This is a genomic window from Saccharopolyspora sp. ID03-671, assembly GCF_045278815.1.
GTDB lineage: Bacteria > Actinomycetota > Actinomycetes > Mycobacteriales > Pseudonocardiaceae > Saccharopolyspora > Saccharopolyspora ipomoeae.
The window spans coordinates 3,556,579-3,582,047 of record NZ_CP134054.1; the positions used below are offsets into that span (position 1 = coordinate 3,556,579).

Genomic DNA, 25,469 nt, shown 5'->3' on the forward strand with positions numbered 1-25,469 from the left:
GCCTTCGTGACGAGAGCGCAGGCGAGCACCCGACGTGCCCGGTCCCGCTACCGCCTGGTGGAGGTGCGGTCGACCGAGCGGATCACGCCGCGCGTGGTGCGGATCGTCCTCGGCGGGGACGAGTTCGGCGACTTCGTCAGCAACGGCAGCGACCAGCGGATCAAGCTGTGCCTGCCGCAGCCGGGCAAGCCGATGCCGCTGGGCCGCACCCGCGAGGAGGTCTTCGCCCTCCCCCGCGACGAGCAGCCGCGGCAGCGCACCTACACGGTCCGCTGGTTCGACGCGCAGCGCCGGGAGCTGGCGATCGACTTCGTGGTCCACGACCACGACGGCCCGGGCAGCGAGTGGGCCGCAGCGGCGGCCCCCGGCGATCAGATCGTCACCGTGGGCCCGAGCATGGCCTACCAGCCGCCGACCACCGCCGACCCGCTGGTGCTGATCGGCGACGAGACGGCGCTGCCGGCGATCGCCGCGATCGTCGAGGAGCTGCCGGAGCAGGCCCGGGTGACGGTGTTCGCGGAGATCGCCGACGCCGACGAGCGGCTGGAGATCGACTCGGCCGCCCAGGTCACCTGGCACTGGCTGCAGCGCGACGGCGTCCCGGCCGGGCAGAGCGACCTGCTCCTGGAGGCGCTGCGCGGCGCCGAGCTCGGGCCGGATCCGCACGTGTGGATCGGCGCCGAGGCGGACGCGGTCCACCACCTGCGCGAGCACTGCCAGCGCGAGCTCGGCCTGGACCGCCGACACCTCTACGCCCTCGCCTACTGGCGCCGGGACGCGCCCGAGGGCTGAGCCCGCTCCGGGGCCGGGTCAGCCCTGGAGCTGAGTCAGCCCTGGAGTTGGGCCTTGACCTGGCCCGCGACCTTGCCGCCTTCGGCGCGGCCGGCGGCCTTGGCGTTGGCGGCCTTCATGACCTGGCCCATCTGCTTCATGCCCGGGCGCTCGCCCAGCTCGGCCTCGACCTCGGCGATGGCCTCGGTGACCAGCGCGGACAGCTCGTCGTCGGAGAGCTGCTGGGGCAGGTAGCGGCGCAGGATCTCGGCCTCGGACGCCTCGGTGTCGGCCTGCTCGGCCCGTCCGGCGGAGCGGAACGCCTCGGCTGCCTCGTCGCGCTTCTTGGCCTCCTTGCCCAGCACCTTGAGCACCTCCTCGTCGGAGAGCTCCCGCTGCTGCTTGCCGGACACCTCCTCCTTGCCGACGGCGGCCAGCGCCATGCGCAGGACTCCGGTGACGGCGGTGTCGCGTTGCTTCATCGCGGCGGACAGGTCCGCCCGCAGCTTTTCCTTGAGCTCGGCCATGCGTCGATTATCGCGCCAGGCACGCGGGCGCCGGGCCACCGACCCCGGCCGAGACGTAGGCTTGCGAGGGTGAACAAGTTCGGGCGGATTCTGCTCAGCGCGGGCGCGGTCGGCGCCGCGACGCTCACCTACTCGGCGGCCATCGAACGACGGCACTGGACGTTGCGGCAGGCGACGGTTCCGGTCCTGGCCGAGGGCACACCCCCGATTCGGGTGCTGCACATCTCCGACCTGCACATGACGCCGAACCAGCGGTCGAAGCAGCGCTGGGTCGCCGAGCTCGCCGACCTCGACCCGGATTTCGTGGTCAACACCGGCGACAACCTGGCGCACCCGCAGGCGGTGCCGGCGGCGCTGCGCGCGATGGGGTCGCTGCTGGACAAGCCGGGCGTGTTCATCTTCGGCAGCAACGACTACTACGGCCCGAAGCCGAAGAACCCGGCCCGCTACCTGCTGCCGTCGGCGAAGACCAAGCGCGTCCACGGCGAGTCGCTGCCGTGGCGGGACCTGCGCGCGGCGATGACCGAGCGCGGCTGGCTCGACGCCACCCACCGCCACCACGACATCGACGTCAAGGGCACCAAGATCCACGTCGCGGGCCTGGACGACCCGCACCTGCACCTGGACCGCTACGAGGAGATCGCGGGCCGTCCCCCGGCCGACGCGGGCCTGAAGCTGGGCGTCACGCACTCCCCCGAGCCGCGCGTGCTGGACTGCTTCGCCGAGGACGGCTACGACCTGGTGATGGCCGGGCACACCCACGGCGGCCAGCTGCGCGTCCCGGGTTACGGCGCGCTGACGACGAACTGCGACCTGGATCGCTCCCGCGCCCGCGGCGCCTCCACGTGGGGCGAGCGGATGCACCTGCACGTCTCGGCGGGCCTCGGCACCTCGCCCTACGCCCCGGTCCGCTTCGCGTGCCCGCCGGAGGCCACGCTGCTGACCTTGCTGCCGAGGACCGAAAACCCGGCCTCCACCAGCGAAAACGCGGAAACCAGGACCCCTTGGGGAGCCGGAGAAGGCATCCGCTAAGCTATATCCAGCGCTGAGGCGAGCACCCGAGATGCCTCAGAGCTGGAGATCGGGGTGTGGCGCAGCTTGGGAGCGCGCTTCGTTCGGGTCGAAGAGGTCGTGGGTTCAAATCCCGCCACCCCGACAAGGCAAAGGGCCTGGTCAGGACTCCGCGAGGAGTTCAGACCAGGCCCTTTTCCCATGCCCGGAAGCGCCGCTGGGAGAAGAATAGGAAGACGATCTTGGTCCTCCCTCTCCCACAACCTTCGTCGCCTCGGCCAGCGGGGAGACCGCGTATACAACACGGTACGCCTTCCGTTCCGCCGCACCGGCCTCAGCACCATTCCCGCCGTCCGGCACCCACGGCCTTATGCGCCTGCCCGGATGGGCGATGGGTGGGTCGACGCCCTGGTCCTGGCTCGTGGGACGTGTAGGGTGAGTGGTGGTCGTTGTATTTCTGGGTTCGTGTTTTGCGCATGCTCGCAGGATGTTGATGCGGGCGAGCTTCTTTCTTTGGTCGTAGCTGGAGTTAGCCGCCGTCTGAGATTCCCCCGGCCCGGGCCTCCGCGAAGTGCGGTCGCTCGTCATACCCCAGCTCCTGGAGGAGAAGACATGAGCAACGGAACCGTGAAGTGGTTCAACTCGGAGAAGGGCTTCGGCTTCATCGCGCCCGACGACGGTGGTCCGGACGTGTTCGTCCACTACTCGGCCATCGACGCTGCCGGTTTCCGCAGCCTCGACGAGGACCAGAAGGTCACCTACGACGTCAGCCAGGGCCCCAAGGGCCCGCAGGCCGACTCCGTGCGCGTGGCCTGACGATCCGCTGAGCACCGTCCCGGCCCGCGCCTCGCGCGCGGGCCGGGGACCGCGGTTTCGCCGGCACAGCTCCCGCTTCGACGCGGTCGAGACCTCGAAACCGATGCACCACCCGCCGCCGTGAAGACGCCCTTCCGGGGCGCGCGGCGCTTCCCTTCCGGTCGAGCCGAACGCGTTCCCACGCGCAGGGTTCCCGGAACCCCGATCCCGCGGCCTCGCAGCCGCACTTTCCCGATTACCTGGGCGCCACCGCTTTCGCAGCGCCCCGAGAGGACTTCACATGAACGTCTCCACACCCGTACGCCCCGAGAACCGCTCCGAGCGCAACGCTCCGCCGGTCGCCCCGGTGGCGTTCCGCGAGCCGGTTTCGGACCGCACCGCCCCGGAACCCCGCCGCCCGCGGGTGCACCAGGACGAGGAAACCCTGCGTCCGCTGCGCACCCCGTTCACCCCCGATGCGGCCTGACCCGAACCGCTGACGACCCCGTTCTGGTCCGCTCCGGCGAGCCGGAGACCGTCTTCCGAGCTGCGAGCCGATCAGGACGACCGGTTCCGGGCCCAGCCACGCAGTTGCGGCTGGATCTCGTCCAAGAAGGCTGATTTGGCCCGGGTGTAGTCGTCGTAGTCCGATGCGGCTGCGTGCTGCTCGGCGAGGGCGCGCTTGATCTGCTCGTAGCGACGCGCCTGGTCCGGGTGGTGCCGCAGCCAGTCCCGGAAGTCCAGGACGAACTGGGCGAACGGGGAATCGGACCTCCGGATGTGGAGGACGGCCTCCTCGGCGGGAGCGTGGAAGAGCCGCTTCTCGTAAAGCGCGGCGTCCTCGGAATCCCCCGGCCGCGGGATGTCCGCGTAGACACCCGGGGAATCCGGCCGTGCGCCGGGCGCGGGCACGAAGGGCGTCGGCGCGAGCAGCTCGGCGAGTTCGGCCAGGCTCGGCAAGGACGGCATCCGGACCTGCAAGTCCACGATCGGCTTCGCACCGAGGCCAGGCACTGCGGTCGAGCCGATGTGCTCGTAGGTGAACTCGTCAGCCCCGTCGAGAGGGGCGAACGCGGAGCGCAGCTCGCGGAGGAACTGCTGGGCTCGGGCCGACCAGGCCGGGTCGTGCGCGACGATGACAGCAGGTGGCATGCGGCGACGCTAGCAACGGCGCGCGGATTGCGGCGGTACTCCGTCCAGCCGCCGGGGCCGGGTCGGTGCTTCAGGTGGTGAGGTTGGTCAGGAAGACGATCCCGTTGTGGGCCAGGTCTTCGAGGCGGCAGAGGAGGTCTCGGGTGAACTGGGCTGCTTGGGCGGGAGCGCTCACGATGAAGTAGCCGACGACCGCCAGGGATAACCATCCGCTGATCCGTCGTGCTGGTGCGGGCACGATGCTCTCCTCTCCGCGCCGCGTGAGACCCGCGGCGGCCGAACGGGCTGAGCCGGACTCGCTCAGCGAGATCCTCGCGGGAGATGATCCGACATCCGCCCGATGCCGGAACGACCCGGTCGGCGAGACTCGCGAGCGGCGGCCGCTCGGCGGGGCGACAATCGGGGCATGCGCTGGAGGACGCTGGCAGGCACGGGCGCGGCGGTCGTTGCGACGGCCGTCGTCGGCGCGGTCGCGGTCGAGTCGGATTCCCGCTGGTTCCGTGGATTGCGCAAGCCTCGCTGGCAGCCACCGCCGCCGGTGTTCGGACCGGTGTGGACGGCCTTGTACGCCGACATCGCCGTGGCCTCCGCAGCAGCGCTGTCCCGGCTTCCCCGGAGATCGGGTTACGTCCCGGCCCTCGCCGCGAACCTGCTGCTCAACGCCGGGTGGACCTGGGTGTTCTGGGGCGCCCGAAGTCCCCGGTGGGCGGCGGTCGAAGCCGGAATCCTGACGGCGAGCTCGCTCGACCTGCTGCGACGAACAGCGCGGGTCGATGCCCCGGCCGGAGCCGCCCTGGTGCCCTACGCGGGTTGGTGCGCGTTCGCCACCGCGCTCTCCGCGGACATCGCCCGCCGCAACCCCCGACCGCCGACTGCTGGGGCCGATTCCGCCGGCACCGCGCGCTCCCGTTGACGACCATCGAGGCATGGACTCGCGAGTGATGCCGAGCCCCGGTGATGTCCCAGCTGCGCGAGGTCGACGACGCGAGCCGACAGCGAGAACCGTTCGTCGACGACGAGGGCGGTGGACGGCTGCGGTGCTGCCTGCGGCGGATCCGGCCTGGCGAGCGGGTCGCCTTGGTGAGCTACGCGCCGTTGCGGCACTGGGCCGCGAAAACCGGTGCGACGCCCGGCGCCTACGACGAGGTCGGCCCGGTGTTCATCCACGCGGACCCCTGCAACGGCCCGGACGGCGCGGGCTGGCCGTTGCAGGGGTCCGAGGCGCTCGGCGGGTGCTGCGCGCCTACTCCGCCGAAGGCCGGATCCTGGGTGGCTGGCTGCTGGACGGGAACACCGAGCTCGCCGAGCGGACCGCTTCGGACCTGCTCATGGATCCGGCCGTGGCGGCCGTGCCCGTTCGGGCGGTGGAGTTCGGGTGCTTCCTGTTCGAGGTGTGCCGGCGCTGATCAGGGGCGGTCGCCGAGGCGGACGAGGACCACCCCGGTGATGATGAGGAGACCGCCGAGGACGACCGCTGGGCCCGGTCGCTGGTCGAGCAGGGCCCAGGCGAAGAGGGCGCTGGCGAGGACTTCGGTGAGGGCGACGAAGGACGCGAGGCGGGAACCGAGGCGGCGGGTGGCGGCCGTGCCCGTCACGTAGGCGACGGCGGCGGAGAGGACACCGAGGGCGATCAGCGGTGCCCACCAAGGGGTTTCGCCGATCGCGTAGGTCGCCGTCGTGAAAGTGGCGTGCATGGGCAGGATTCCGACCGCGCCCAGGGCCGCGAGGATGGCCGCCGACAGGACCAGGCCGGCGCCCGCCAGGGTGATCGGGGGCAGCGCGCCCTCCGTCTCACCCGAGACCAGGAAGTACGCGGCGTTGCCGATCATCGCCGCGAACGCCCACGCCGCTCCGGTCCACGCCACGTCCGCGCCCGAGGCCAGGTCCAGGGCGAACACCAACCCCGCGATCGCCGACGCCGCGCCCACCAGCGTCAGACGACGGGGGCGTTGCCCCTTCCGCAGCCACAGCCAGCCGACGATCGCCACCGGGGCGGTGAACTCGATGAGCAGCGCCGGAGCCACGTCCATCGTGCTCACGGCCGAGAAGTAGCAGAACTGCGTGCCGGCCATGCCGAGCGCGCCGTAGATCAGCACCGGGCGGGCCTGGGTGCGCAGCAGCGACCAGCGGCCGCGCAACGCGATCAGCGCGAACGGGGCCAGGGTCAGCGCGCCGACGCTGAGCCGGACCAGCACCACCGCGCCCGGGCTCCACCCGGCTTCGAGCAGACCGCGCGCCAGCGCACCCGCCATGCCGAACGAAGCCGCCGAGAGCAGCGCGAGCAGCAGCCCGCTGCCGATCCCCGGCAGAACGCGCACGCCGGGAGCGGACGGAGCGACTGCACCGGCCCCGGGCGGAACGCCTTCACCAGCCCCGGGCGGAACGCCTTCACCAGCGCTGTCATTTGCTAATCGCGTCATGACAAATGACGCTATGGAGCGGAAGTGTAATATGTCAACATGATTTTTGGCCATGACACGGAGGAGGCGCTGCAGGCGGGCGTCGCTCTCGTCAACAGCGCCGGAGATCCCGACGCGCTGACCACCGTCCAGGCCGTCGACGCCTGGTACGCCGAGCACCGCTACACCGGCCGCCGCGACCGCGACGAGGCCGAGCTGGCGGAGCTCCGCGCGCTGCGGCCAGTCCTGCGCGACCTGCTGACCACCGACCGCGACCGCGCGGCGGGCCTGGTCAACGACATGCTCACCGAGGCCGGCGCGCTCCCCCAGCTGGTGCGGCACGGCGACGAGGACTGGCACCTGCACGCCATCGACGCCGACGCGCCGCTCGCCCGGCGGGTCATCGTCGAGGTCGCGATGGCGATGGTCGACGTGGTCCGGCTGGACGAGATGTCGCGGCTGTCGCTGTGCGCCGACGAGACCTGCGAGGGAGTCGTCCTCGACCTCACCCGCAACCGCTCCCGCCGCTTCTGCACCACGGCCTGCGCCAACCGCAACGCCGTCGCCGCCTACCGGGCCCGCAAGTCGCGGTGAGGGCGGGTGCGGGCGTCCGGTGGGGCGATCGGGCAGTATCGGGGGCGTGAGCACCTACCCCGAGGCGAAGATCCCCACTGCCCTGTTCGAGGACCCGGAGCGCGAGAGCCGGTGGCGAGCGCGGTTCACCGCGCCGCGCGTGTCGTTGCCCGACTGGGCTCGGGACGCGCCGCAGCGCAGCCTGTACGTGTCGAACTTCAGCGGCACCTGGGAGATCTACGCCTGGGACCGCGACAGCGACAAGCACCGCCAGGTCACCGACCGTCCACAGGGGACGTTCCACGGGACGTTGTCGGTCGACGGCGAGCAGATCTGGTGGTTCGACGACACCGACGGCGACGAGTTCGGCAGCTGGGTGGTCCAGCCGTTCGAGACCGGTGAGACCGCACCCGCCGTTCCCGGCACCCACCCCGGCTACCCGGCGGGGCTGGAGCTGGGCAGCTCGGTGACCGGGCTCGGCATGTCCACCGACGACGGCGTGACCGTGTGGGTGGTGCGCGACGGCGAGCCCGAGGTGCTCTACCAGCACGAGCAGGACGGCGGGCTGGCCGCGATGTCCTGGGACGAGACGATGCTGGTCCTCTCCCACTCCGAGCACGGCGACTCCCGCCACCCGGCGCTGCGGGTGCTGCGGGTGGACGGCTCCGAGGTCGCCGAGAAGTGGGACGGCCCGGGCAAGTCCCTGGACGCGCTGGCGTTCGCGCCCGTCACCGGCGACCCGCGGCTGCTGGTGCTGCACGAGCGGCGCGGCAAGGAGGAGCTGCTGGTCTGGGACGTCCTCGCCGACACCGAGACCGAGATCTCGCTGGACCTGCCCGGTGAGGTCTCCGCCGACTGGTACCCGGACGGCAAGGCGCTGCTGATCGCCCACACCCAGCACGCGCGCACCACCATGCACCGCTACGACCTGGGCTCCGGCGAGCTCACCGAGCTCGCCACTCCCCCGGGCACCGTGGCCGGAGCGGCCGTGCGCCCGGATCACGCGGTCGAGTACGTGTGGTCCTCGGCGGCGACGCCGTCGCTGGTGCGGACCGTGTCGGCCACCGGCGACGACCAGGTGCTGCTGACCCCGCCCGGCGAGCGCCCGCCGGAATCGCAGCCGGTCAGCGACGTGTTCGTGGAGATCCCCCACGGCCCGAACGACACCGTGCACGCGCTGGTCGCGCGGCCCGACGGCGCCGGGGACGGGCCGGTGCCGACGGTGTTCAACCTGCACGGCGGTCCGCACGCGGCCGACGAGGACCGGTTCTCCGCCTACCGGGCGGCCTGGCTGGACGCCGGGTTCGCCGTGGTGGAGATCAACTACCGGGGCTCGACCGGTTACGGCTCGGCGTGGCGGGACGCCATCGAGGGCAGGCCCGGCACCACCGAGCTGGAGGACGTCGCGCGGGTCCACGACTGGGCCATCGAGACCGGGCTGACCACGCCCGCGCTGAGCGTCGTCGCGGGTGCTTCCTGGGGCGGCTACCTGACGCTCCTCGCGCTGGGGACCCAGCCGGAGCGCTGGGCCGGCGGTGTCGCCGGGGTGCCGGTCGCCGACTACGTCTCGGCGTTCGCCGACGAGATGGAGCCGCTGCGCGCCTACGACCGCGCGCTGTTCGGCGGCTCCCCGGAGGAGATCCCGGCGGTCTACGAGAAGGCCTCGCCGATCACCTACATCGACCAGGTCCGCGCCCCGGTGCTGGTGCTGGCCGGTGACAACGACCCGCGCTGCCCGATCCAGCAGATCCTCAACTACCTGGACCGGTTGGGCGAGCGGGAGATCCCGTTCGAGTTCTACCGCTACGACGCGGGCCACGGCTCGCTGGTCGTCGCCGAGACGCTGCGCCAGGTCGCGACCGAGATCCACTTCGCCCGGCGGGCCGTCGGGCTGGGATGAGCGGCCGGGGACGGTTTTAGCCCGAATCGCCCGGGGGTTATGCCCGAAATGTCGGGACAGTTATGGCTGAAACCGTCACCTGGTGACCTCTGCGCGCCCTAGCGGCGGAAGCTCAGGGGGAGCGCTGGGAGGCGGACCGTGGGGGTGTCGTCGGGGGCGAACAGCTGCCCGGAGAAGTGGCGGGGCGGCGGGCTCGCGACGCTCCTCCCCCGTGGGTCGGCGTCAACGCCGCCTCCGGGCGGTAGGTGCGCGGGCGGGCCTTGGTCGACGACGCGGCCGCCGTCGACGACCACCACGCGGTCGGCTTCGGCGGCCAGGTCGAGGTCGTGGCTGATCAGCAAGGTCGTGCGGGTCCGGGCCAGGCGGCGCAGCGGTTCCAGGACGCGCTTGGCCGAGGCCGCGTCGAGGCCGTTGGTGGGTTCGTCGAGGACCAGCACCGACGCGCCGCGCAGGATGGCGCGGGCGAGGGTGATCCGGCGCCGCTGACCGCCGGAGAGCAGCGCGCCGCGCTCCCCCAGCTCGGTCTCGTAGCCGTCGGGCAGGGCGCGGACGAACTCGTCCGCGTCGGCCTCGCGGGCGGCCGCGACGACCTCCGCGCGGGTGGCCGAGGGCGCGCCGAAGGCGATGTTGTCGGCGACCGTGCCGTGGAAGACCGCCGCTTCCTGCGGCACCAGGGCGATCTCGTCGCGCAGCGCCCGCACGCCCAGATCGGACAGGTCCGCGCCGTCGAGCGTGATGCGCCCGGACGCCGGGGCGTAGAACCGCAGCAGCAGCTTGGCCAGCGTGGACTTGCCCGCCCCGCTGGGCCCGGTGACCATCGCGAACTCGCCCGGCCGGACCTCCAGATCGAGGCCGGTCAGCGCGGGCCGGTCGGCACCGGGGTAGGTGAAACAGACGCGCTCGAACCGGATTCCCCGGCGGCGACCGGGCACCAACCGGCCCCGGCCCGCGTCGGCGACGGACGGGCGCTCGTCGAGCAGCTCCACCAGCCGCTCTCCCGCGGCGCGGGCGGCGGTGACGGTCATGGTGATCTGACCGAGGTTCTGCAGCGGCGGGTAGAGGTAGCCGATGTAGGCGGCGAAGGCCATCAGGCCGCCGATGCTGATGCGCTGCGCGGCGATCTCCCAGATGCCGACGCCGATCACCAGCAGGACGCACACCGTCTCGACGACGGTGACCAGCGGCGGGTACAGCGCGGTCAGCCGCGCCTGGGCGAGCTTCGCGCGGAACCAGCGGTAGGACTGCTCGTGGAGCTTCTGCGACTGCCGTTCCTGCTGGTTGTACGCCTGCACGAGCTCGACGTTGGTGAGCCCTTCGGCGACCGCGGTGCTGATCGCGCCGTTGGCCGCGCGCTCCTCGGTCGACACCGTCCGGATCCGGGCCGAGAACTTGCGCGCGACCAGCCAGAACGCGGGCGCCAGGGCGAACGACAGCAGCGCCAGGTCCCAGCGCAGGTACAGCGCCGCGCCCGCGTAGAGGACGACCCCGACCACGGCGGTCGCGGTTTCCAGAACGCCGGACGCGACGAACCTCTCCACGGCTTCCACATCGCCGGAAAAGCGCGCGACGAGATCTCCTCCCGCTCTTCTCGCGAAGAAGTGCGGCGGCAATTCCTGCACGTGCCCGTACAGCGCTCCGCGCAATCGGAGGAGGAATCTCTCCGCAATTCCGGCGGCGAGATATCCGCCGCAGAACGTCGCCACCGCGCCGAGGGCCGCGATGCCCAACCAGGACGCGGCGGGCGCCCAGAACGCGTTGATGTCGCCGGTCGCCAGGGCCTCGTCGGTGAGGACCATGAACATCCAGATCGCCGCGGTGTCGGCGACCGCCGCGAGCACCAGCAACGCCGCGGCACCGGCCAGACCTGCGCGTTCCTGCCGCAGGTAGGGCCAGAACCGGCGGAAGAGCTCACCCGTCGTCATCTCGTCCTCCCGGGAGCGGGCCCGGCGGCGGAGGGGTCCACCGCCGGGCCCGAGGCGTCGGAGTCCCGCGTCGTCAGCGGCGCGGGGCCGGAGCGGGCTGCGGCTGCTGCGGGCGCTCCGGGAAGTGCGGACGCGGGTGGCCGTTACCGGGGAAGGGAATCGGGAAACCCATTTTCTTTTCCTCCATCGATCGGTTCTGAATCGCTCCGCCGATTTCCGGCGGACACCACTCAACTTAATGAGCGCGCCAGGGGGGAATTCGACGTGAAGAGCCGCAGAATCGGCTGGACGTTCGCTGAACGCGCGGGCGGACTTATCGGGCGAAGAGCGCGCTTTCACCCCACCCGGCTCCCAGCTCTGCGAGAGCGGCGCTGTGAGCGACGCCCCTCCGGAGCGGCGGAATATCTCGTTCCGCGCGGTCGTCATGGTGGGTGTGAGCCATCTGTTTGAACCGATCAAGCTGCGTGATCTGACCGTCCGCAACCGCGTGTGGGTCTCGCCCATGTGCCAGTACTCGGCCACCGACGGCGTGCCCAACGACTGGCACCTGGTCCACCTGGGCCAGTTCGCCATCGGCGGCGCCGGTCTGGTCATCGCCGAGGCCTCGGGCGTGGTGCCGGAAGGCCGCATCACCCCGCAGGACACCGGCCTCTACAACGACGATCAGGTCGCCGCCTGGCGCCGGATCAACGACTTCGTGCACGCCCAGGGCGCCGCGACCGGCATCCAGCTCGCGCACGCCGGCCGCAAGGCCTCCACCAGCCAGCCCTGGAACGGCGGCACCACCGTCGACGCCTCCGAGGGCGGCTGGCAGACCGTCAGCTCCACCGACAACGCCTTCGGCGACCTGGCGGCCCCGCGCGCGCTGACCGCCGAGGAGATCGCCGCGCTGCCGGAGCAGTTCGCCGCCGCCGCGCGCCGCGCCGACGAGGCCGACTTCGACGTCGTCGAGCTGCACTTCGCGCACGGCTACCTGGCGCACCAGTTCTACTCGCCGCTGGTCAACGACCGGACCGATGCCTACGGCGGTGACTTCGAGAGCCGCGTCCGGGTGCTGCTGGAGATCACCGACGCGGTGCGCGCGGCGTGGCCGGAGGGCAAGCCGCTGTTCGCCCGCCTGTCGGCGACCGACTGGGCCGAGGGCGGCTGGACCGGCGACGACTCGGTGCGCCTGTCCCGCCTGCTCGCCGAGCGCGGCGTCGACCTCATCGACGCCTCCACCGGCGGCGCCATCCCGGACGCCCAGATCCCGGTGCGCTCCGGCTACCAGGTCCCGTTCGCGCGGCAGATCAAGCTCGACGCCGAGGTCCCCACCGCCTCGGTCGGCCTGATCACCGCCCCGGAGCAGGCCGAGGAGATCGTGGCCTCGGGTTCGGCGGACGCGGTCCTGCTCGGCCGCGAACTGCTGCGCGACCCGCACTGGCCGCTGCACGCCGCCGATCGCCTCCGCGCCGACACGCTCTGGCCCGTCCAGTACGAACGCGCCCGCTGATCACGTCGAAAACCCCGGTTCTCACGCGATGAGAACCGGGGTTTTCGACGGCGGGGTGGGTCAGGCGAGTTGCGCCTGCCACATCCAGTGGGACTTCTCCAGGTCGCTGGCGATGGCGATCAGGAGGTCCTGGCTGACCAGGTCGGTCTTGTCGGTCTCGTCGATGCGCTTGCGGAGGCGGGTGATGACCTCGGCGAGGGCGTCGACGATCGACTCGATCACCTGCTTGTCGGTGCGCCAGTCCGCGGGGAAGTCCGGGATTCCCGAGCCCTTCGCGACCGTGGCGGCACGGCCGTCCGGGGAGACTCCGATCGCCACGGAGCGCTCGGCGACGTCATCGGCGTAGCCCCGGGCCGCCGTGACCAGCTCGTCGAGCTGCAGGTGCACGTCGCGGAAGAACCTGCCCACGACGTTCCAGTGCGCCTGCTTGGCGACCAGGTGCAGGTCGATCAGGTCGAGCAGGGTGTCCTGCAGGACCTCACCGGTGATCTCGCGGTCGGCGTCGCCGAGCGGGCCGGTGATCGGGCCCGTGTTCTTCGACGCCGAACTCTTCTTCGTCGCTGCGGTCTTCTTCGTGGTCTTGGGGGCACTCTTCTGGGCCATGAGCTCGCACAACCTCCTCGAGAACGTGCAGACCCGGTTCAGGGTGCTGCCCAGGAGGTACCCGCGCACGTCGGGCGGTCACACCCGCCGTTCGGCGAACTCCACGACCTGTCGCCCGATGGTGCGCAACGTGGCGGCGACCTTCTCGTCCTCGCAGCCGCCGTCGGCGTCGAAGCGCGTCTCGGCGGAGTTCACCGCGCCGCCCAGCGGGGTGGGCCAGCCGCGCAGCGCGTGCACGACCGAGCGCAGGGCCTGCAGCGTGGTGACGGTGGCCTGCCAGCCGTAGGCGGTGCCGATGCAGCCGACGGCGCGCCCGTCGAGGTACGGCCGGGCGTCGCCGCGCAGGTCCTCGACGTAGTCGAGGGCGTTCTTGACCAGGCCGGACACCGTGCCGTGGTAGCCGGGCGAGGCGATCAGCACGCCGTCGGCGGTGCGCAGCGCCTCGACGAGCTCGGCGGCGTTGGCGGAGCGCTCGGTCACGTGCGGGTCGTAGAACGGCAGGTCCAGGTCGGCCCCGGTGATCGCCCGGACCTTCGCCCCCGCCTCGCGGGCTCCCTCCAGCGCGGCGTGCAGCACGCGCTCGGACTGCGAGTCGGGGCGGACCGAGCCACCGATCCCCACCACGGTCACCGTCATGTGCCGATCCTTTCACCCGAACCTGGGATCTGTCGCCCCCGTTGTGCTGTGCGGGGTCACGCTAGGACCTCGAGTCCGCTGGAGGTCAAGGTCGACGGGACACTTGGCTACCTGCGGGTAACATAAGACACCACCACCACCTTCCCGGGAAGGCCAGGCTCATGCCCAACGTCGTCGAAGCGCTGCAGCCCGCACTGGAAGGCGCGGCGATGCGCGCCGTGTACGCACTTCCCCAGCCCCTGCGCAGGCTCATCGCGGGCCCACCGGTCCGGCTGGACGACCAGGAACTCGCACTCGACGCGCAGCTGCTCCTCAAGCTGCAGAAGATCACCGGCCAGACCGGCCTGTCCGCGGCGACCGCCGCGAAGGCCCGCGCCGGCATGACGCACGCGACGAAGATCACCTCGCGCGCTCCGCTGCCCGGCGTAGTGGTCGCCGAGCGGACCATCCCGAGCCCGCACGGCGATCTGCCCGCGCGGCTCTACCGCCCCAAGGAGCTCACCGAGACCGGCCCGCTGCTGGTCTTCTACCACGGTGGCGGCTGGGTGATCGGCGACCTGGACAGCCACGACGACCTGTGCCGGTTCCTCGCCAAGAACGCCGGGATCCGGGTGCTGTCGGTGGACTACCGGCTGGCGCCCGAGCACCCCTTCCCCGCCGCGCTCGACGACGCGATGGCCGCCTACGCCTACGCCGTGGACAACGCCGCCGAGCTGGGCTCCTCCGGCGACGCGATCGCCGTCGGCGGCGACTCGGCGGGCGGCAACCTCGCCGCCGCCGTCGCGCTGCAGACGACCCGATCGGGTGCGCAGAAGCCGCTGCTGCAGCTGCTGCTGTACCCGGCGGTGGACGCGACCCGGCGGCGCCGCTCGCGGGAGCTGTTCGGCAACGGCTTCCTGCTCACCGACCACGACATGACCTGGTTCATGGAGCAGTACTCGCCCGACGAGGCCACGCTGCCCGACCCGAGGCTGTCGGTGCTGCTCGCCGACGATCACGCCGACCTGCCCACGGCGGTCGTCGTGACCTGCGGGTTCGACCCGCTGCGCGACGAGGGCGAGGCCTACGCCCAGACCTTGGCGGACGCGGGCGTCCCGGTGGTGGCGCGGCGGTTCCCGGACCTGATCCACGGGTTCGCCAGCATCCGCCCGGTCGGCCACCGCTTCGAGGAGGCGCTGTACGAGGTCGTCGGCAACGTCCGCGCGGTGCTCGACCTGCGCAAGGCGTGAGGCGATCAGCACGATTTCAATGGAAGTCGGGAACCCGATCTCCATTGAAATCGTGCCCACCCCGCCGGGTCCGGCGCGGGCGGTGGGTCACTCCGGGGTGGCGAGCAGTTCGCGTAGGCGGGTGAGGAGCTCCTCGCGGTTCGTCGTGCCGAGGCGCTGCTTGATCCGGCTGATGTGGTGCTCGACGGTCTTGGCGGAGATGAACAGCCGCTTGCCGACCTGCTTGTAGGTCAGCCCGGAGACCACCAGCTCCGCGACCTCCTTCTCCCGCTCGGAGAGGAGCTCGGAGTCCGCGCCGCTGGTCTTGACCGCGCGCGGGCGCGGCGGTTTGCCCTGCAGCGCGCGGGCGCACTCCAGCAGCGCGAGCATCGCGCGGCGGTCGTGGGTGCGGAGGGCGGCCTGCCCGGCGAGGCGGGCGCCGTCCCAGGCCAGGCCCGCGCCGTGCAGGCCGCGGGCGATGCGCTCGACCTCGTCCTGGTCGACCTCGCCGCCCAGGACCCGCAGCCACATCCGGGCGGCCTCGGCCATCGCGCCCGCCAGCGCGTTGTGGTGCGCCAGCGCGTCGAGCCGGTCGGCGAAGTCCCCGGCGGAGGCGGTCTCCTCCAGCACGATGGCGGCCTGCAGCCGCTTCCACAGCAGCATCGCCGTCCACAGCGGCGGGTTGCCGAGCCGGTCCAGCAGCGCACCGGCCTCGTCCAGGTACGGGGTGATCCACTCCTGGTCGCGCAGCCGGGCCGCGGCCACCACCAGCTCGCCCAGCGGCAGCAGCGAGAACAGGTCCACCGAGTGCTCGGCGGCGACCTGGCGGGCCTGAGCGCGGGCGTTGGCCAGCGCCGTCATGTCGTTGTCGCGGCTGGCAATGCCCGCCTCGATCGCGGTGGCCATCAGCCGGTCGCGGGCGGCCATCTCGGAGGCGTCGGGCAGCTTCGCGCGGGCGGTGACGGTGTCGCCCTTGACCAGCGGCAGCCAGGCCGCCAGCAGCCGGTGCCGGTTGTGCAGCAGCGCGCCGCCGGTCCCGGTCTCCACCGCTCTGTCCAAGGTGGACTGGGCGACGTCGAGCTCCCCGCAGTGCAGCGCCACCAGCGCGGCCACCGCCGCCGGCGTGTCGGGCACCAGCACGCCGCGCCCCAGCGGTTCCGCCAGCGAGGCCGCGCGCACCAGCGTGGACAGCGCGGTCGACGCCGATCCGACGACGGACTCGTGCACGCCCACCGCGAGCTGCGCGGCGGCGCCGGTCATCGACGTCGGCGGGCCCGCGTCGTCTCCGGAGCGGAGCAGCTCCTCGGCCTCGCCCAACCGGCCCGCGCCGATGAGACCGACCGCCGCGAACGCCTTGTCGCCGGGCCAGCGCAGCGCGGTCGACGACCAGCGGCACAGCTCCGCGGAGCGCTCCAGCAGACCCCGGTGCGCCAGCACGCCCGCAGCGACCTGCACGCCCAGTTCCCGGTCCGGCGCGGTCTCGTCGACGATCACCCGGTCGGCGAGCCGCAGCGCCTCGTCGAGGTCGCCGGCGACGGCGGCCGCGCGAGCCTGCCGCGCCACCACCGACGCGGCGTCGACACCGGCGGACACCGCGGCGGCCAGCAGCTTCCCGGCCAGGTGCGGGGCGACCTGCACGGCCTCGTCCCCGGCGCGCTCGAACGCCTTCGCCAGCGTCGCTTCCGGCAGCAGCGCCATCGGCGCCTCCAGCAGCGGCGCGACCAGCGGCAGCACCGGGCCGCCCCGGGACATCTGGAGTTCCACCAGTCTTCGCGTGATGCGCAGCCGCCGTTCCCACGACGTCAACCGCAGGACCGCGGCGCGCACGATCGGCAGCAGCGCGTCCTCGGCGCCGAGCATCGCGCCGGAGCGCATCGCCGCGAGCACGGCGGCGGTCACCGCGCTGTCGGTGCCGACGACGGCCGCGAGCAGGTCCGGGTGCGGGGTGGCGCCGATGGCCATCGCCGTCGCGCACTCCCAGCCGGTCTCGCCGAGCTGGTCCAGGTCGTGCTGGAAGTGGTCCAGGGTCCGGGCGGGGAACGCGGCGCGTCCGGGTTCGGCCTCGGCGAGCAGCCGGGCGACGTAGCGCGGGACGCCGCCGGTCTGGGTCTGCACCCAGCCGACCCAGTCCAGCGCCCAGTCCTGCGCGCCGCCCTCGGCCCGCTCGGCGATCTCCTCCACTCCCAGGGCCGCGAGCAGCACCGGGGCGCCGAGCTCGCCGATGAGCTCGCCGAGCGCGGTGCTGCGCGGGCCCGGCCGGTAGGCGACCAGCAGCCGCGTCCCGGGACGGCGGGCGAGTTCGGCGAGCCGCAGCAGCAGGTCGTCGTCGAGCCGGTGCGCGTCGTCGACCAGCACCGCGCCCTCGTCGGCGCGGTCGAGCTCCCGGACGCCCAGCACCGGCACGCCGGCCTCGCGGTAGGTCGCGGCGATCGCTTCGAGCAGGGCGGTCTTGCCGAATCCGCCCGCGCCCTGGATGCCGACGGCGATCGGCGAGCCCGGGGAGGATTCGATGGCCGACCGCAGTCCGCTCGCGTGCCCGTCCGGGACCAGGGCGGCGCGGGAGGTCGTCGAGTGGTTCACGCCTGCCTTCCTCGTCTTCCGGTTGCTGGGTCTGGCGGTGCTGCCGGGTCGTCCGGTCGGGTGATCAGTTGGCTGACGGTGCCGGGGTGGAATCGCGTTGCGCGGTATGCCGTTCCGTTAACGAAAAAGCCCCTCCGGAGGTCCGGAGCTACTTGAGCAGGTCCATCACGCCGGTGATCGAGTGGTCCTTGGTCATGAAGGTGATCACGATGCCGACGGCGATGAGCACCGCCGCCACCACGAGCTTGATGATCTTCATGCGCTTGGCCCGCGCCTCGTCGGGCGGCTCGATCGGCATCGGCTCGACCTCGATCGGCGGGCGTTCGACGGGTTCGGGTTCGTCATCGATGTCATCGAGGGAGTCGAAGCCCTCGACCGCCATGAGCACGCTGGTCTCGGCCACCGAACCCCGGTCGGTGTGGGTCGACAGCACCTGCTGCGCGGCCAGCGCGGCACCGCTCGCGGCGGTCAGCTCGGGCGCCACGTCGACCAGCGGCGGGGTTCCCAGCCGCTCGGCGACCAGCTGCTTGAGCAGCGGCGTGCGCGCGACACCACCCGCGAGCAGCACCGTCTCGACGTCGTCCGGGCGTAGCGAGGCCGACTGCACGGCCTGCGAGATCAGCTCCGGCACGCGCTCCAGGTGCGGCCGGGCCAGCTGCTCGTAGCGGGCCCGCGAGAGCCCGAACTCGGTGCGCACGCCCGGCAGGTCCACCCACATCGATACCCCGGGCTGGTGCGACAGGGCCTCCTTGGCGCGCACGCACTCGGCGCGCAGCTTGGCCAGCGCCGCGCGGTGGTTGACGTCGGAGGCGTCCAGGGCGGCGAGCTGGGCGGAGAACTGCTCGCGGATCAGCTCGAACAGCGCGTCGTCGAGGTCCTGGCCGGAGGGGTGGTCGGTGTCCAGCGGCGAGCCGACGACGTCGAAGGTGGGGTGGCGGCGGCGCAGCGCGGTCGCGTCGAAGCCGCTGCCGCCGACGTTGGCGACCACGAGCGGATGCTGGTCGTCCACCCGCTGCTTGCTCGCGTAGTCGAGGGCGACGGCGGTCGGTTCGGGGATCATCGTCACGTCGGTGATCCCGAGCTGGGACAGCGCCTGCTGCACGAGGTGGATCCGGTGCGGCCCCCAGGCGGCGCTGTGGGCGATGGCGATGTGCTCGGGCGGGTGCCCCTGCCGCTGGGTCGCGGCGTCGGAGACCCACTCGATCATGGCGGCGACCAGGCGCTGGGCCGGGACGAACTCGCTGCCGACCACCAGCGGCAGGTCGTCGCCGAGCCTGCTGGTGAAGCCGCGCGCGACCCACTCGTGGTGGCTGATCTCCTGGCGGGCGGCGGCCTCCCCGGCGACGAACGACCCGTCCTGGACCCGGCACAGCACGGTCGGCACCACCGGGCCGTTGCCCGCGAGGGGCACGGGAACCGTGGCCGCCCAGCGGCCACCGTTGCGCCTGGCCGTGGCGGCGGTCGTCACCGTCGCGCCCAGGTGAACGCCCAGGACGTAAGGCATGCAATCCCTTCGTGTCACCGACTTGAACGAGTGCCAGGGTCCCCGATCGTGGGACAGCACTCCGGCTGGGGTGCACACAATTTAGCGGCACCCAGTCACGGAGCGGCTTCGGACTCCCCTAGGTAGCCCCCAATGGAGCACCCAACTGATCCCCTAATAGAGATCTCGATGACTAGGAGTCGTACCCGATGGCTAGGGGGCGGGTCATCCCTACGGTGATCAACACAGGAGTGAGGGACGGCACGACCTCACTCGGTCCACCTAGCCGAGTACCGCTGAGCATCGGGAGGTCCGACGATGGCGAACCCTCAGCACCCCTCCGGTCAGGCCGAGTCCCCCATCTCCGACCCCGGGACGCACGCCAACTCCGGCCTGCCCGCGGAACCGACGCTGCACGAGTTCCTCACGCGCCTCGTCAGCGATCCGGCCGCGCGGTCGGCCTTCGACGCTGATCCGCAAGCCACGCTGGATCAGGTCGGACTCGGGGAAATGAGCGCGACGGACGTTTTGCAAGCAACGTCGCTGGTCCTCGACTACGCGCCGGTCGAGGTGGTCAACGCGTACGACCGCTCGCTCTCGAGCAGCGTCGAGCAATTCGCCGCGAGCAACCAGCATGTCGCGATCAGTGAACTGCATCCCGCACATCCACACGAGCAGGAAGAACTCAGCATGCTGCAGAACACCCCCTCTGACGACTTCGGCAAGGGCGGCGACGTCGACGCCCAGCTGCCGACCCCGGCCCCCGCTCCGAGCCACGGCGACGTCGACATCGAGCACAACGACACCGACTCGCACAACGTGTTCAACGTGCACGACAACAACGTGCTCTCGGGCAACACCGTGAACATCGGTGGCGACAGCCTCGACCTGTCCTCGACCGTCGGCTCGGTCACCAGCACGGCCACCCACGTGTTCGACGGCTCGCTGGACGTCGTTTCCGGCACCGGTTCGCTGATCCACGGCGACGTCACCAACGTGGTCGGCGACGTGGCCTCGGGCAACGTGGCCGACGTGGTCTCCAACGCCCCGGTCGTCGGCGACGTCGTCTCCAACGTCACCTCGGGCGACGTCACCGGCGTCGCCGGTGACCTCACCAACACCGTCTCGAACGCCCCGGTCGTGGGCGACGTGGCCGCCAACGTGACCCAGGCCGTGGGCGACGCCCCGGTCGTGGGCGACGTCGTCGGCAACGTCACCTCGGGCGACGTGACCGGCATCGCGGGCGACCTGACCAGCACCGTCTCCGAGGCCCCGGTCGTCGGCGACGTGGTCGGCAACGTGACCTCCGGTGACGTCACCGGTGTCGCGGGCGACCTGACCAGCACCGTCTCCGAGGCCCCGGTCGTCGGCGACGTCGTCGGCTCGGTCACCTCGGGCGACGTGACCGGCATCGCCGGCAACCTGACCGACACCGCCGCCGGCCTGCCGGTCGTGGGCGACGTGGCCGAGACCGCCACCGGCGCGCTGGGCGACGTCCCGGTCGTGGGCGACGTGGCCGGCTCGGTCGCGGGCGGCGACGCCTCGGGCATCGCGGGCAACCTCACCGGTGCCGTCTCCGACGTCCCGGTCGTGGGCGACCTGGCCGGCGCCGTGGGCGGCGCCGCCACCAGCGGTGACCCGCTGGGCATCGTGGCCGGCGTCCCGGTCGTGGGCGACGTGCTCTCCACCGCCACCAACACCGTCGGCTCCGTCCCGGTCGTGGGCGACGTCGTCGGCGACGTGACCTCGGGCGACGTGACCGGCGTGGCCGGCACCCTGACCGACGCCGGCGCCAACGTGCCGGTCGTGGGCGACGCCCTGGGCGACCTGGCGGGCGGCGACCCGGCCGGTGCCGTCTCCAACGTCCCGGTCGTCGGCGAGGTCGCCGACACCGCCACCGGCGCGCTGGGCAACGTCCCGGTCGTGGGCGACGTGGCCGCGGGTGCCGCGGGCGGCGACCTGGTCAACAACGTCCCGGTCGGCTCCGAGGCCTTCGGCGACGTCGCGGGCACGGTCACCGACGCGGTGGCCAACGTCCCGGTCGCCGGCGACCTGGCCAGCACCGTGACCGACACCGTTGCCGGTGGCGACGTCACCGCGCTGCCGGTCGACGACCTGAGCTCGGCGCTGCCGACCGACGCGCTGCCGGTCGAGGACGTCACCTCCGCCCTGCCGCTGGGCGACGCCGCTCCGCTGGCCCCGGTCGGCGACGTGGTCTCGCACCTGCCGGCCCCGAGCGACCTGCCGGTCGCGGGCCCGGTCGTCGGCGAGCCGGTCGAGGACGTGGTGCACACCGCCACCGACGCGCTGCCGCTGGACGGCCTGCTCTGATCGCTCTCCGCGACTGAGCCTTGAGAATGCCGGGCTTCGCTCACTGAGCGGAGTCCGGCATTCTTCACTTTCCGGAAAATTCGCGCACTCTTGCAACACGCCGAGTGCTCGATAACGATGCGAGTTCAACCGATTGGGTTTCTCTCTCAGCCGCGGCACGACACAATGGCCGCCGTGATCGAGACGGCGTTGGTGGAACTGATCGACCGCGCTACTGCCGAATGTGCCGAGCAGCAGCGCGCCGATCTGCATGGACGCCTGCGCCAGATCAGAACCAGGGTGCTCGACCCGACCCAGCTCGTGCTGGTCGTCGGCGAGTCCAAGCAGGGCAAATCAGCGCTGGTCAACGCCATCGTGAACGCCCCCGTGTGCCCCTCGGGCGACGACGTGACGACGACCGTGCCGACGCTCGTGCGCTACGCGGACGAGCCGACCGCGCTGCTCATCGAGCAGGAACCCGCGCAGGGCCCGATCGCCCTGGACCGCACTCCGGTGCCGATCGACCAGGTCCGCGAGCACATGGAGCGCGCCGCCGCGAACGGCCGCCCGGTGACGCGAGGCGAGATCGGCATCCCCCGAGCGGTGCTCCAGAACGGCCTCGCGCTCATGGACACCCCGGGTGTGGGGAGCGTCTCATCTTTCCTCACCTCGACGACACTCTCCGTAGTCGCCGAGGCGGACGCCCTCCTGATGGTGTCCGATTCGACGCAGGAGCTGACGACCAACGAGCTCGCGTTCCTCAAGCAGGCGACCGCGCTGTGCCCGAACATCGCGCTCGTCATGCCCAAGATCGACCGGACCCCGCACTGGCGGAAGGTCCTGGAGGTCAACCGCAAGCACCTCAGCAACGCGGGCATCTCCGCGAAGCTGTTCCCGGTCTCGGCCGACATCCGGATGCGCGCCATGCAGGCCCGCAACACCAACCTCAACGCCGAGTCCGGGTTCCCGCAGCTGCTGGAGTTCCTGCAGACCGAGCTCGCCGGCCAGCACGAGCAGTTCACCCGAAGGCTGGTGGCGCACAACGTCTCCGAGGCGCTGACCCAGATCAACGACTCGCTGCGCGCCGAGCTCGCCGCGCAGAACCCGCGCACCGCCGCCGAGACGCTGGTCGAGCTGGAGACCGCGCAGCGCCGGGCCGAGGACCTGCGGCGGATCTCCGGGCACTGGCAGAAGACCCTCAACGACGGCATCTCCGAGCTGTTCACCGACATCGAGTACGACTTCCGCGAGCGCACCTGGGCGGTGCTGCACGAGGTCAACGAGATCTTCGAGGTCGCCGACCCGCTGCCGATCTGGGAGGACTTCACCCGCTGGCTGCAGGCGCGGCTCACCGACGCCATCACCGAGACCTTCGGCTGGCTGGAGCAGCGGCAGCAGCGGCTCGCCGAGATGGTGGCCGAGCAGATGCCGCCGCAGCAGATGAGCCGCCCGCCCGAGCTCAACCCCGTGCTGATGCCGGAGCCGTTCGACGACGTGCCCCAGCCGAAGCTGCCGACCGGTGCCGACTACAAGAACTTCGACCAGGTCCTGACGGGTCTGCGCGGTTCCTACGGCGGCGTGCTCATGTTCGGCCTGATCACCACGATGGCCGGGCTGCCGCTGATGAACGTCGTGTCGATCTCGGCGGGCGTGCTGCTGGGCACCAAGAGCCTCAAGGAAGAGAAGGACATGCGGCTGCGCCGCCGCCAGACCGAGGCCAAGAGCAACGTGCAGCGGCACATCGAGCAGGTGATCTTCCAGGTCAACAAGGACTCGAAGGACACCATCCGCGCGATCCACAAGGCGCTGCACAAGCACTTCACCCGGATCACCGAGGACGCCCAGATGGAGATCAGCCAGTCCATCCAGGCGATCAAGCGCTCCGCCGAGCGCAGCGCGGTCGACCGCGACCAGCGCGCCCGGGAGATCAAGCAGAAGCTGGAGGAGATCACGGTGCTTCGCCGCCGGGTCACCCAGCTCACGCAGAACCGGATCACCGCCGCATGAGCACCGAGGTACTCCTGGAGCGGGCCAAGGGCCTGCTGCTGCGCACGATGACGTTCTACCGCGACGACCCGCGCACCTCGACGTGGTTGCGGGACCGGCTGGAGCGGCTCGACCAGCCGCTGCGGATCGCGGTCAGCGGGCGGGTGAAGTCGGGCAAGTCGACGCTGATCAACGCGCTGATCGGCACCGACCTGGCGCCGACCGACGCCGAGGAGCGCACCCAGGTCACGACGTTCTACCAGTACGGGCCGGAACCGAAGATCCTGGTGCACACGCCGCACGGCGCGGTGCAGAACGTCCCCGTGTCCACGTTGGACTCGGCGACGATCCGGGACCTGCAGCACTGGCGGCCGGACGAGGTCTCGCGGCTGGTCATCGAGTCCCCCACCCCGGGGCTGCAGGCGATCACGCTGATCGAGACGCCCGGCGTGGCCTCGGCGGCGGTGCAGGAGACCGGGCGGTCCGCGCTCGCGCAGATCCTCTCCGAGTCCGACGCCGTGCTCTACCTGACCCGCTACCCGCGGCAGACGGACCTGCAGTTCCTCCAGTCGGTGAACGAGCTGCAGACCGCGCGCAGCGTGCCGATCAACACCATCGTCGCGTTCTCCCGGGCCGACGAGACCGGCGACGGCGGCTCGGACGCGCTGGTCGCGGCCGAGCGGATCGCCGAGCGCTACCGCACCGACCCGACGCTGAGCTCCTTCGCGCAGCACTTCATCCCGGTCGTGGGCCTGCTCGGGCAGGCCGCGTCGACGATGACCGAGGACGACTTCAAGATCCTCGCCTACCTGGCGCGGCTGTCCGACACGGACCGGGACACGCTGCTGCTGTCGGCGGAGCGGTTCATCAAGGCCGGGCTGGAGGCGGTGCCGTCGGAGATCCGGCAGCGGCTGCTGGAGCGCTTCGGCCACTACGGCATCGCCCGATCGCTGGACCTGCTGCGCGGCGGCGCGTCCACGGCCCAGCAGCTGCAGCAGGAGCTGCTGGAGACCAGCGGGCTCAACACCTTGCAGGAGACGCTGCACTCGCAGTTCGTGGAGCGCCAGGACGCGCTGCGCGCCAGGTCCGCGCTGCTGGCGGTGGACATGGTGCTGCGCGCCAACCCGCGTCCCGGCGTGCAGCAGCTGCTCGGCGAGTTCGAGCGGGTGCTCAGCAACGCCCACGAGTGGAACGAGCTGCGCACGCTGTCCGCGCTGGACTCCGGTCAGATCCGGTTCTCCCGCCCGCTGCAGGCCGAGGCCAAGCGCCTGCTGGGCGCCTCGGGGCACTCGCCGCACGCCCGGCTCGGCCTGGACGAGAACGCCCTGACCAACGACCTCGCCGACGAGGCGACCGCGACCCTGTCCCGCTGGCGCGAGCAGTCCGTCAACCCGCTGCTGGACCGCGCCCACCGCGACGCCGTCCGCACGGTGCTCCGCAGCGCGGAGCGCGTGATCCTGCACCAGATCCAGAACCAGGGCCAACAACCGAACCGGGCCCAGCAGCAGGCCGCGCAGGCCCAGCAGCAGGCCCAGGCCCAGCAGGCCGCGCAGGCGCAAGCCCAGGCCGAGGCGGAACGAGCCCGCCAGGCCGCCGAGGTCGAGCAGGCGCGGCGCGCAGCGGAGGCCGAGCAGGCCCGCCAAGCCGCGGAAGCGGAGCAGGCCCGCCAGGCCGCGGAGGCCGAGCGCGCTCGCCAAGCGGCCGAGGCCGAGCAGGCCAGGCAAGCCGAGCAGGCCCGCCAAGCCGCGGAAGCGGAACGAGCCCGGCAAGCGGCCGAAGCCGAGCAGGCCAGGCGGGCCGCCGAAGCCGAACGAGCCCGCCAGGACGAGTCGTCCACGCCGTCCCGCAGCGCCGACGACCCCAACCGCACCCCCGCCACCCAGTTCCTGCAGCAGCACGACCACCCGACGGGCCGCCGGGCCCTGCGCGAGGTCGGCACCAGCACCGGCGGCCGACGTCGCGCCCCGGAGCCGGGCGAGACCCCGAACCGCTCCCGCTCCAGCGTCAACCAACCGACCGGCAGCCACGCCAAACCGGACCCCGACGAGTCCCGCCACTACGTCGACCCCACCCCGTCAGGCCGCCACTCCCGAGGCTGACCTCACGGCGGGGTTCCCGCCA

Annotated in this window: 22 protein-coding genes, 1 tRNA gene and 1 pseudogene; 15 read left to right on the plus strand and 9 right to left on the minus strand. The window is 72.0% G+C overall.

Annotated features, from left to right (window positions below; translation table 11 throughout):
- Nucleotides 1–6 precede the first annotated feature (6 nt).
- The gene (locus REH65_RS16280; protein WP_406693047.1) at nt 7–792 is read left to right on the plus strand and encodes a siderophore-interacting protein; all 786 of its coding nucleotides are present in this window, start codon (nt 7–9) and stop codon (nt 790–792) included.
- A 35-nt stretch (nt 793–827) separates the two neighbouring features.
- Here REH65_RS16280 and REH65_RS16285 read toward each other — a convergent pair whose 3' ends face one another.
- Nucleotides 828–1,298: a GatB/YqeY domain-containing protein gene (locus REH65_RS16285; protein WP_406693048.1), complete on the minus strand. Its 471-nt coding sequence runs from the start codon at nt 1,296–1,298 to the stop codon at nt 828–830.
- A 69-nt stretch (nt 1,299–1,367) separates the two neighbouring features.
- Between REH65_RS16285 and REH65_RS16290 the strand changes: the two genes are divergently transcribed.
- The 4 genes from REH65_RS16290 to REH65_RS16305 all read left to right on the plus strand — a co-directional run bounded on the left by REH65_RS16290 (nt 1,368) and on the right by REH65_RS16305 (nt 3,591).
- Nucleotides 1,368–2,330 carry a metallophosphoesterase gene (locus REH65_RS16290; protein WP_281458683.1) on the plus strand — a complete coding sequence of 321 codons (963 nt, stop codon included), beginning with the start codon at nt 1,368–1,370 and terminating at the stop codon, nt 2,328–2,330.
- 50 nt (nt 2,331–2,380) lie between these two features.
- A tRNA-Pro gene (locus REH65_RS16295) sits at nt 2,381–2,454 on the plus strand.
- Between the two features lie 467 nt (nt 2,455–2,921).
- Nucleotides 2,922–3,125 carry a cold-shock protein gene (locus REH65_RS16300; RefSeq protein WP_406693049.1) on the plus strand — a complete coding sequence of 68 codons (204 nt, stop codon included), beginning with the start codon at nt 2,922–2,924 and terminating at the stop codon, nt 3,123–3,125.
- Between the two features lie 280 nt (nt 3,126–3,405).
- Nucleotides 3,406–3,591, plus strand: coding sequence for a hypothetical protein (locus tag REH65_RS16305; protein WP_281458680.1), 186 nt, complete (start codon nt 3,406–3,408; stop codon nt 3,589–3,591).
- Nucleotides 3,592–3,662: 71 nt separating this feature from the next.
- Here the strand turns inward: REH65_RS16305 and REH65_RS16310 are convergent, their stop codons facing one another.
- Both REH65_RS16310 and REH65_RS16315 read right to left on the minus strand, forming a co-directional pair.
- Nucleotides 3,663–4,256: a GrpB family protein gene (locus tag REH65_RS16310; RefSeq protein WP_406693050.1), complete on the minus strand. Its 594-nt coding sequence runs from the start codon at nt 4,254–4,256 to the stop codon at nt 3,663–3,665.
- Between the two features lie 70 nt (nt 4,257–4,326).
- Nucleotides 4,327–4,494, minus strand: a complete 168-nt coding sequence (locus REH65_RS16315; RefSeq protein WP_406693051.1) for a hypothetical protein — start codon at nt 4,492–4,494, stop codon at nt 4,327–4,329.
- Between the two features lie 168 nt (nt 4,495–4,662).
- On the opposite strand from REH65_RS16315, the gene REH65_RS16320 reads away from it, so the two are divergent.
- From REH65_RS16320 to REH65_RS16330, 3 genes and pseudogenes are all read left to right on the plus strand, one after another.
- Nucleotides 4,663–5,169, plus strand: coding sequence for a TspO/MBR family protein (locus REH65_RS16320; RefSeq protein WP_406693052.1), 507 nt, complete (start codon nt 4,663–4,665; stop codon nt 5,167–5,169).
- 44 nt (nt 5,170–5,213) lie between these two features.
- A pseudogene (locus tag REH65_RS16325) lies at nt 5,214–5,450 on the plus strand (DUF1203 domain-containing protein); the annotation flags it as partial.
- A 5-nt stretch (nt 5,451–5,455) separates the two neighbouring features.
- The gene (locus REH65_RS16330) at nt 5,456–5,662 is read left to right on the plus strand and encodes a DUF1203 domain-containing protein (RefSeq protein WP_406693181.1); all 207 of its coding nucleotides are present in this window, start codon (nt 5,456–5,458) and stop codon (nt 5,660–5,662) included.
- On the opposite strand, the gene REH65_RS16335 is transcribed toward REH65_RS16330, so the two are convergent.
- A complete protein-coding gene (locus REH65_RS16335) occupies nt 5,663–6,574 on the minus strand; it encodes an EamA family transporter (protein WP_406693053.1) in 912 nt (303 codons plus the stop codon).
- A gap of 141 nt (nt 6,575–6,715) precedes the next feature.
- Here REH65_RS16335 and REH65_RS16340 point away from each other — a divergent pair, with 141 nt between their 5' ends.
- Both REH65_RS16340 and REH65_RS16345 read left to right on the plus strand, forming a co-directional pair.
- Nucleotides 6,716–7,249, plus strand: a complete 534-nt coding sequence (locus tag REH65_RS16340) for a CGNR zinc finger domain-containing protein (protein WP_406693054.1) — start codon at nt 6,716–6,718, stop codon at nt 7,247–7,249.
- Between the two features lie 46 nt (nt 7,250–7,295).
- Nucleotides 7,296–9,128 (plus strand): prolyl oligopeptidase family serine peptidase, encoded by a 1,833-nt coding sequence (locus tag REH65_RS16345; RefSeq protein WP_406688203.1) that lies wholly within the window; start codon nt 7,296–7,298, stop codon nt 9,126–9,128.
- Nucleotides 9,129–9,226: 98 nt separating this feature from the next.
- Here the strand turns inward: REH65_RS16345 and REH65_RS16350 are convergent, their stop codons facing one another.
- Nucleotides 9,227–11,050 carry an ABC transporter ATP-binding protein gene (locus REH65_RS16350; RefSeq protein ID WP_406688204.1) on the minus strand — a complete coding sequence of 608 codons (1,824 nt, stop codon included), beginning with the start codon at nt 11,048–11,050 and terminating at the stop codon, nt 9,227–9,229.
- Between the two features lie 424 nt (nt 11,051–11,474).
- Here REH65_RS16350 and REH65_RS16355 point away from each other — a divergent pair, with 424 nt between their 5' ends.
- Nucleotides 11,475–12,542 carry an NADH:flavin oxidoreductase/NADH oxidase gene (locus tag REH65_RS16355; protein ID WP_406693182.1) on the plus strand — a complete coding sequence of 356 codons (1,068 nt, stop codon included), beginning with the start codon at nt 11,475–11,477 and terminating at the stop codon, nt 12,540–12,542.
- Nucleotides 12,543–12,602: 60 nt separating this feature from the next.
- On the opposite strand, the gene REH65_RS16360 is transcribed toward REH65_RS16355, so the two are convergent.
- Together REH65_RS16360 and REH65_RS16365 are read right to left on the minus strand one after the other, a co-directional pair.
- Nucleotides 12,603–13,145: a Dps family protein gene (locus tag REH65_RS16360; protein WP_406688205.1), complete on the minus strand. Its 543-nt coding sequence runs from the start codon at nt 13,143–13,145 to the stop codon at nt 12,603–12,605.
- Between the two features lie 78 nt (nt 13,146–13,223).
- Nucleotides 13,224–13,781, minus strand: a complete 558-nt coding sequence (locus REH65_RS16365) for an NAD(P)H-dependent oxidoreductase (RefSeq protein ID WP_281458667.1) — start codon at nt 13,779–13,781, stop codon at nt 13,224–13,226.
- A gap of 161 nt (nt 13,782–13,942) precedes the next feature.
- Between REH65_RS16365 and REH65_RS16370 the strand changes: the two genes are divergently transcribed.
- On the plus strand, nt 13,943–15,010 hold the full coding sequence (locus REH65_RS16370; RefSeq protein WP_406688206.1) for an alpha/beta hydrolase: 1,068 nt from the start codon (nt 13,943–13,945) through the stop codon (nt 15,008–15,010).
- A gap of 87 nt (nt 15,011–15,097) precedes the next feature.
- Here the strand turns inward: REH65_RS16370 and REH65_RS16375 are convergent, their stop codons facing one another.
- Together REH65_RS16375 and REH65_RS16380 are read right to left on the minus strand one after the other, a co-directional pair.
- A complete protein-coding gene (locus tag REH65_RS16375; RefSeq protein ID WP_406688207.1) occupies nt 15,098–17,569 on the minus strand; it encodes a LuxR C-terminal-related transcriptional regulator in 2,472 nt (823 codons plus the stop codon).
- Between the two features lie 148 nt (nt 17,570–17,717).
- Nucleotides 17,718–19,073: an Hsp70 family protein gene (locus tag REH65_RS16380; protein WP_406688208.1), complete on the minus strand. Its 1,356-nt coding sequence runs from the start codon at nt 19,071–19,073 to the stop codon at nt 17,718–17,720.
- A 297-nt stretch (nt 19,074–19,370) separates the two neighbouring features.
- On the opposite strand from REH65_RS16380, the gene REH65_RS16385 reads away from it, so the two are divergent.
- From REH65_RS16385 to REH65_RS16395, 3 genes are all read left to right on the plus strand, one after another.
- A complete protein-coding gene (locus REH65_RS16385; RefSeq protein ID WP_406688209.1) occupies nt 19,371–21,383 on the plus strand; it encodes an IniB N-terminal domain-containing protein in 2,013 nt (670 codons plus the stop codon).
- Nucleotides 21,384–21,548: 165 nt separating this feature from the next.
- Nucleotides 21,549–23,369 carry a dynamin family protein gene (locus tag REH65_RS16390; RefSeq protein WP_406688210.1) on the plus strand — a complete coding sequence of 607 codons (1,821 nt, stop codon included), beginning with the start codon at nt 21,549–21,551 and terminating at the stop codon, nt 23,367–23,369.
- On the plus strand, nt 23,366–25,447 hold the full coding sequence (locus REH65_RS16395; RefSeq protein WP_406688211.1) for a dynamin family protein: 2,082 nt from the start codon (nt 23,366–23,368) through the stop codon (nt 25,445–25,447). The genes REH65_RS16390 and REH65_RS16395 overlap by 4 nt, the downstream gene beginning before the upstream one ends.
- The last annotated feature ends 22 nt before the right edge of the window (nt 25,448–25,469 follow it).

Excerpts from the sequence above, each read along its gene's own strand:
- REH65_RS16285 (WP_406693048.1), bottom strand. The coding sequence starts at position 1,298 with ATGGCCGAGCTCAAGGAAAAGCTGCGGGCGGACCTGTCCGCCGCGATG.
- REH65_RS16300 (WP_406693049.1), top strand. The coding sequence starts at position 2,922 with ATGAGCAACGGAACCGTGAAGTGGTTCAACTCGGAGAAGGGCTTCGGC.
- REH65_RS16305 (WP_281458680.1), top strand. The coding sequence starts at position 3,406 with ATGAACGTCTCCACACCCGTACGCCCCGAGAACCGCTCCGAGCGCAAC.
- REH65_RS16310 (WP_406693050.1), bottom strand. The coding sequence starts at position 4,256 with ATGCCACCTGCTGTCATCGTCGCGCACGACCCGGCCTGGTCGGCCCGA.
- REH65_RS16320 (WP_406693052.1), top strand. The coding sequence starts at position 4,663 with ATGCGCTGGAGGACGCTGGCAGGCACGGGCGCGGCGGTCGTTGCGACG.
- REH65_RS16340 (WP_406693054.1), top strand. The coding sequence starts at position 6,716 with ATGATTTTTGGCCATGACACGGAGGAGGCGCTGCAGGCGGGCGTCGCT.
- REH65_RS16350 (WP_406688204.1), bottom strand. The coding sequence starts at position 11,050 with ATGACGACGGGTGAGCTCTTCCGCCGGTTCTGGCCCTACCTGCGGCAG.
- REH65_RS16355 (WP_406693182.1), top strand. The coding sequence starts at position 11,475 with ATGGTGGGTGTGAGCCATCTGTTTGAACCGATCAAGCTGCGTGATCTG.
- REH65_RS16360 (WP_406688205.1), bottom strand. The coding sequence starts at position 13,145 with ATGGCCCAGAAGAGTGCCCCCAAGACCACGAAGAAGACCGCAGCGACG.
- REH65_RS16365 (WP_281458667.1), bottom strand. The coding sequence starts at position 13,781 with ATGACGGTGACCGTGGTGGGGATCGGTGGCTCGGTCCGCCCCGACTCG.
- REH65_RS16370 (WP_406688206.1), top strand. The coding sequence starts at position 13,943 with ATGCCCAACGTCGTCGAAGCGCTGCAGCCCGCACTGGAAGGCGCGGCG.
- REH65_RS16380 (WP_406688208.1), bottom strand. The coding sequence starts at position 19,073 with ATGCCTTACGTCCTGGGCGTTCACCTGGGCGCGACGGTGACGACCGCC.
- REH65_RS16385 (WP_406688209.1), top strand. The coding sequence starts at position 19,371 with ATGGCGAACCCTCAGCACCCCTCCGGTCAGGCCGAGTCCCCCATCTCC.
- REH65_RS16390 (WP_406688210.1), top strand. The coding sequence starts at position 21,549 with ATGGCCGCCGTGATCGAGACGGCGTTGGTGGAACTGATCGACCGCGCT.
- REH65_RS16395 (WP_406688211.1), top strand. The coding sequence starts at position 23,366 with ATGAGCACCGAGGTACTCCTGGAGCGGGCCAAGGGCCTGCTGCTGCGC.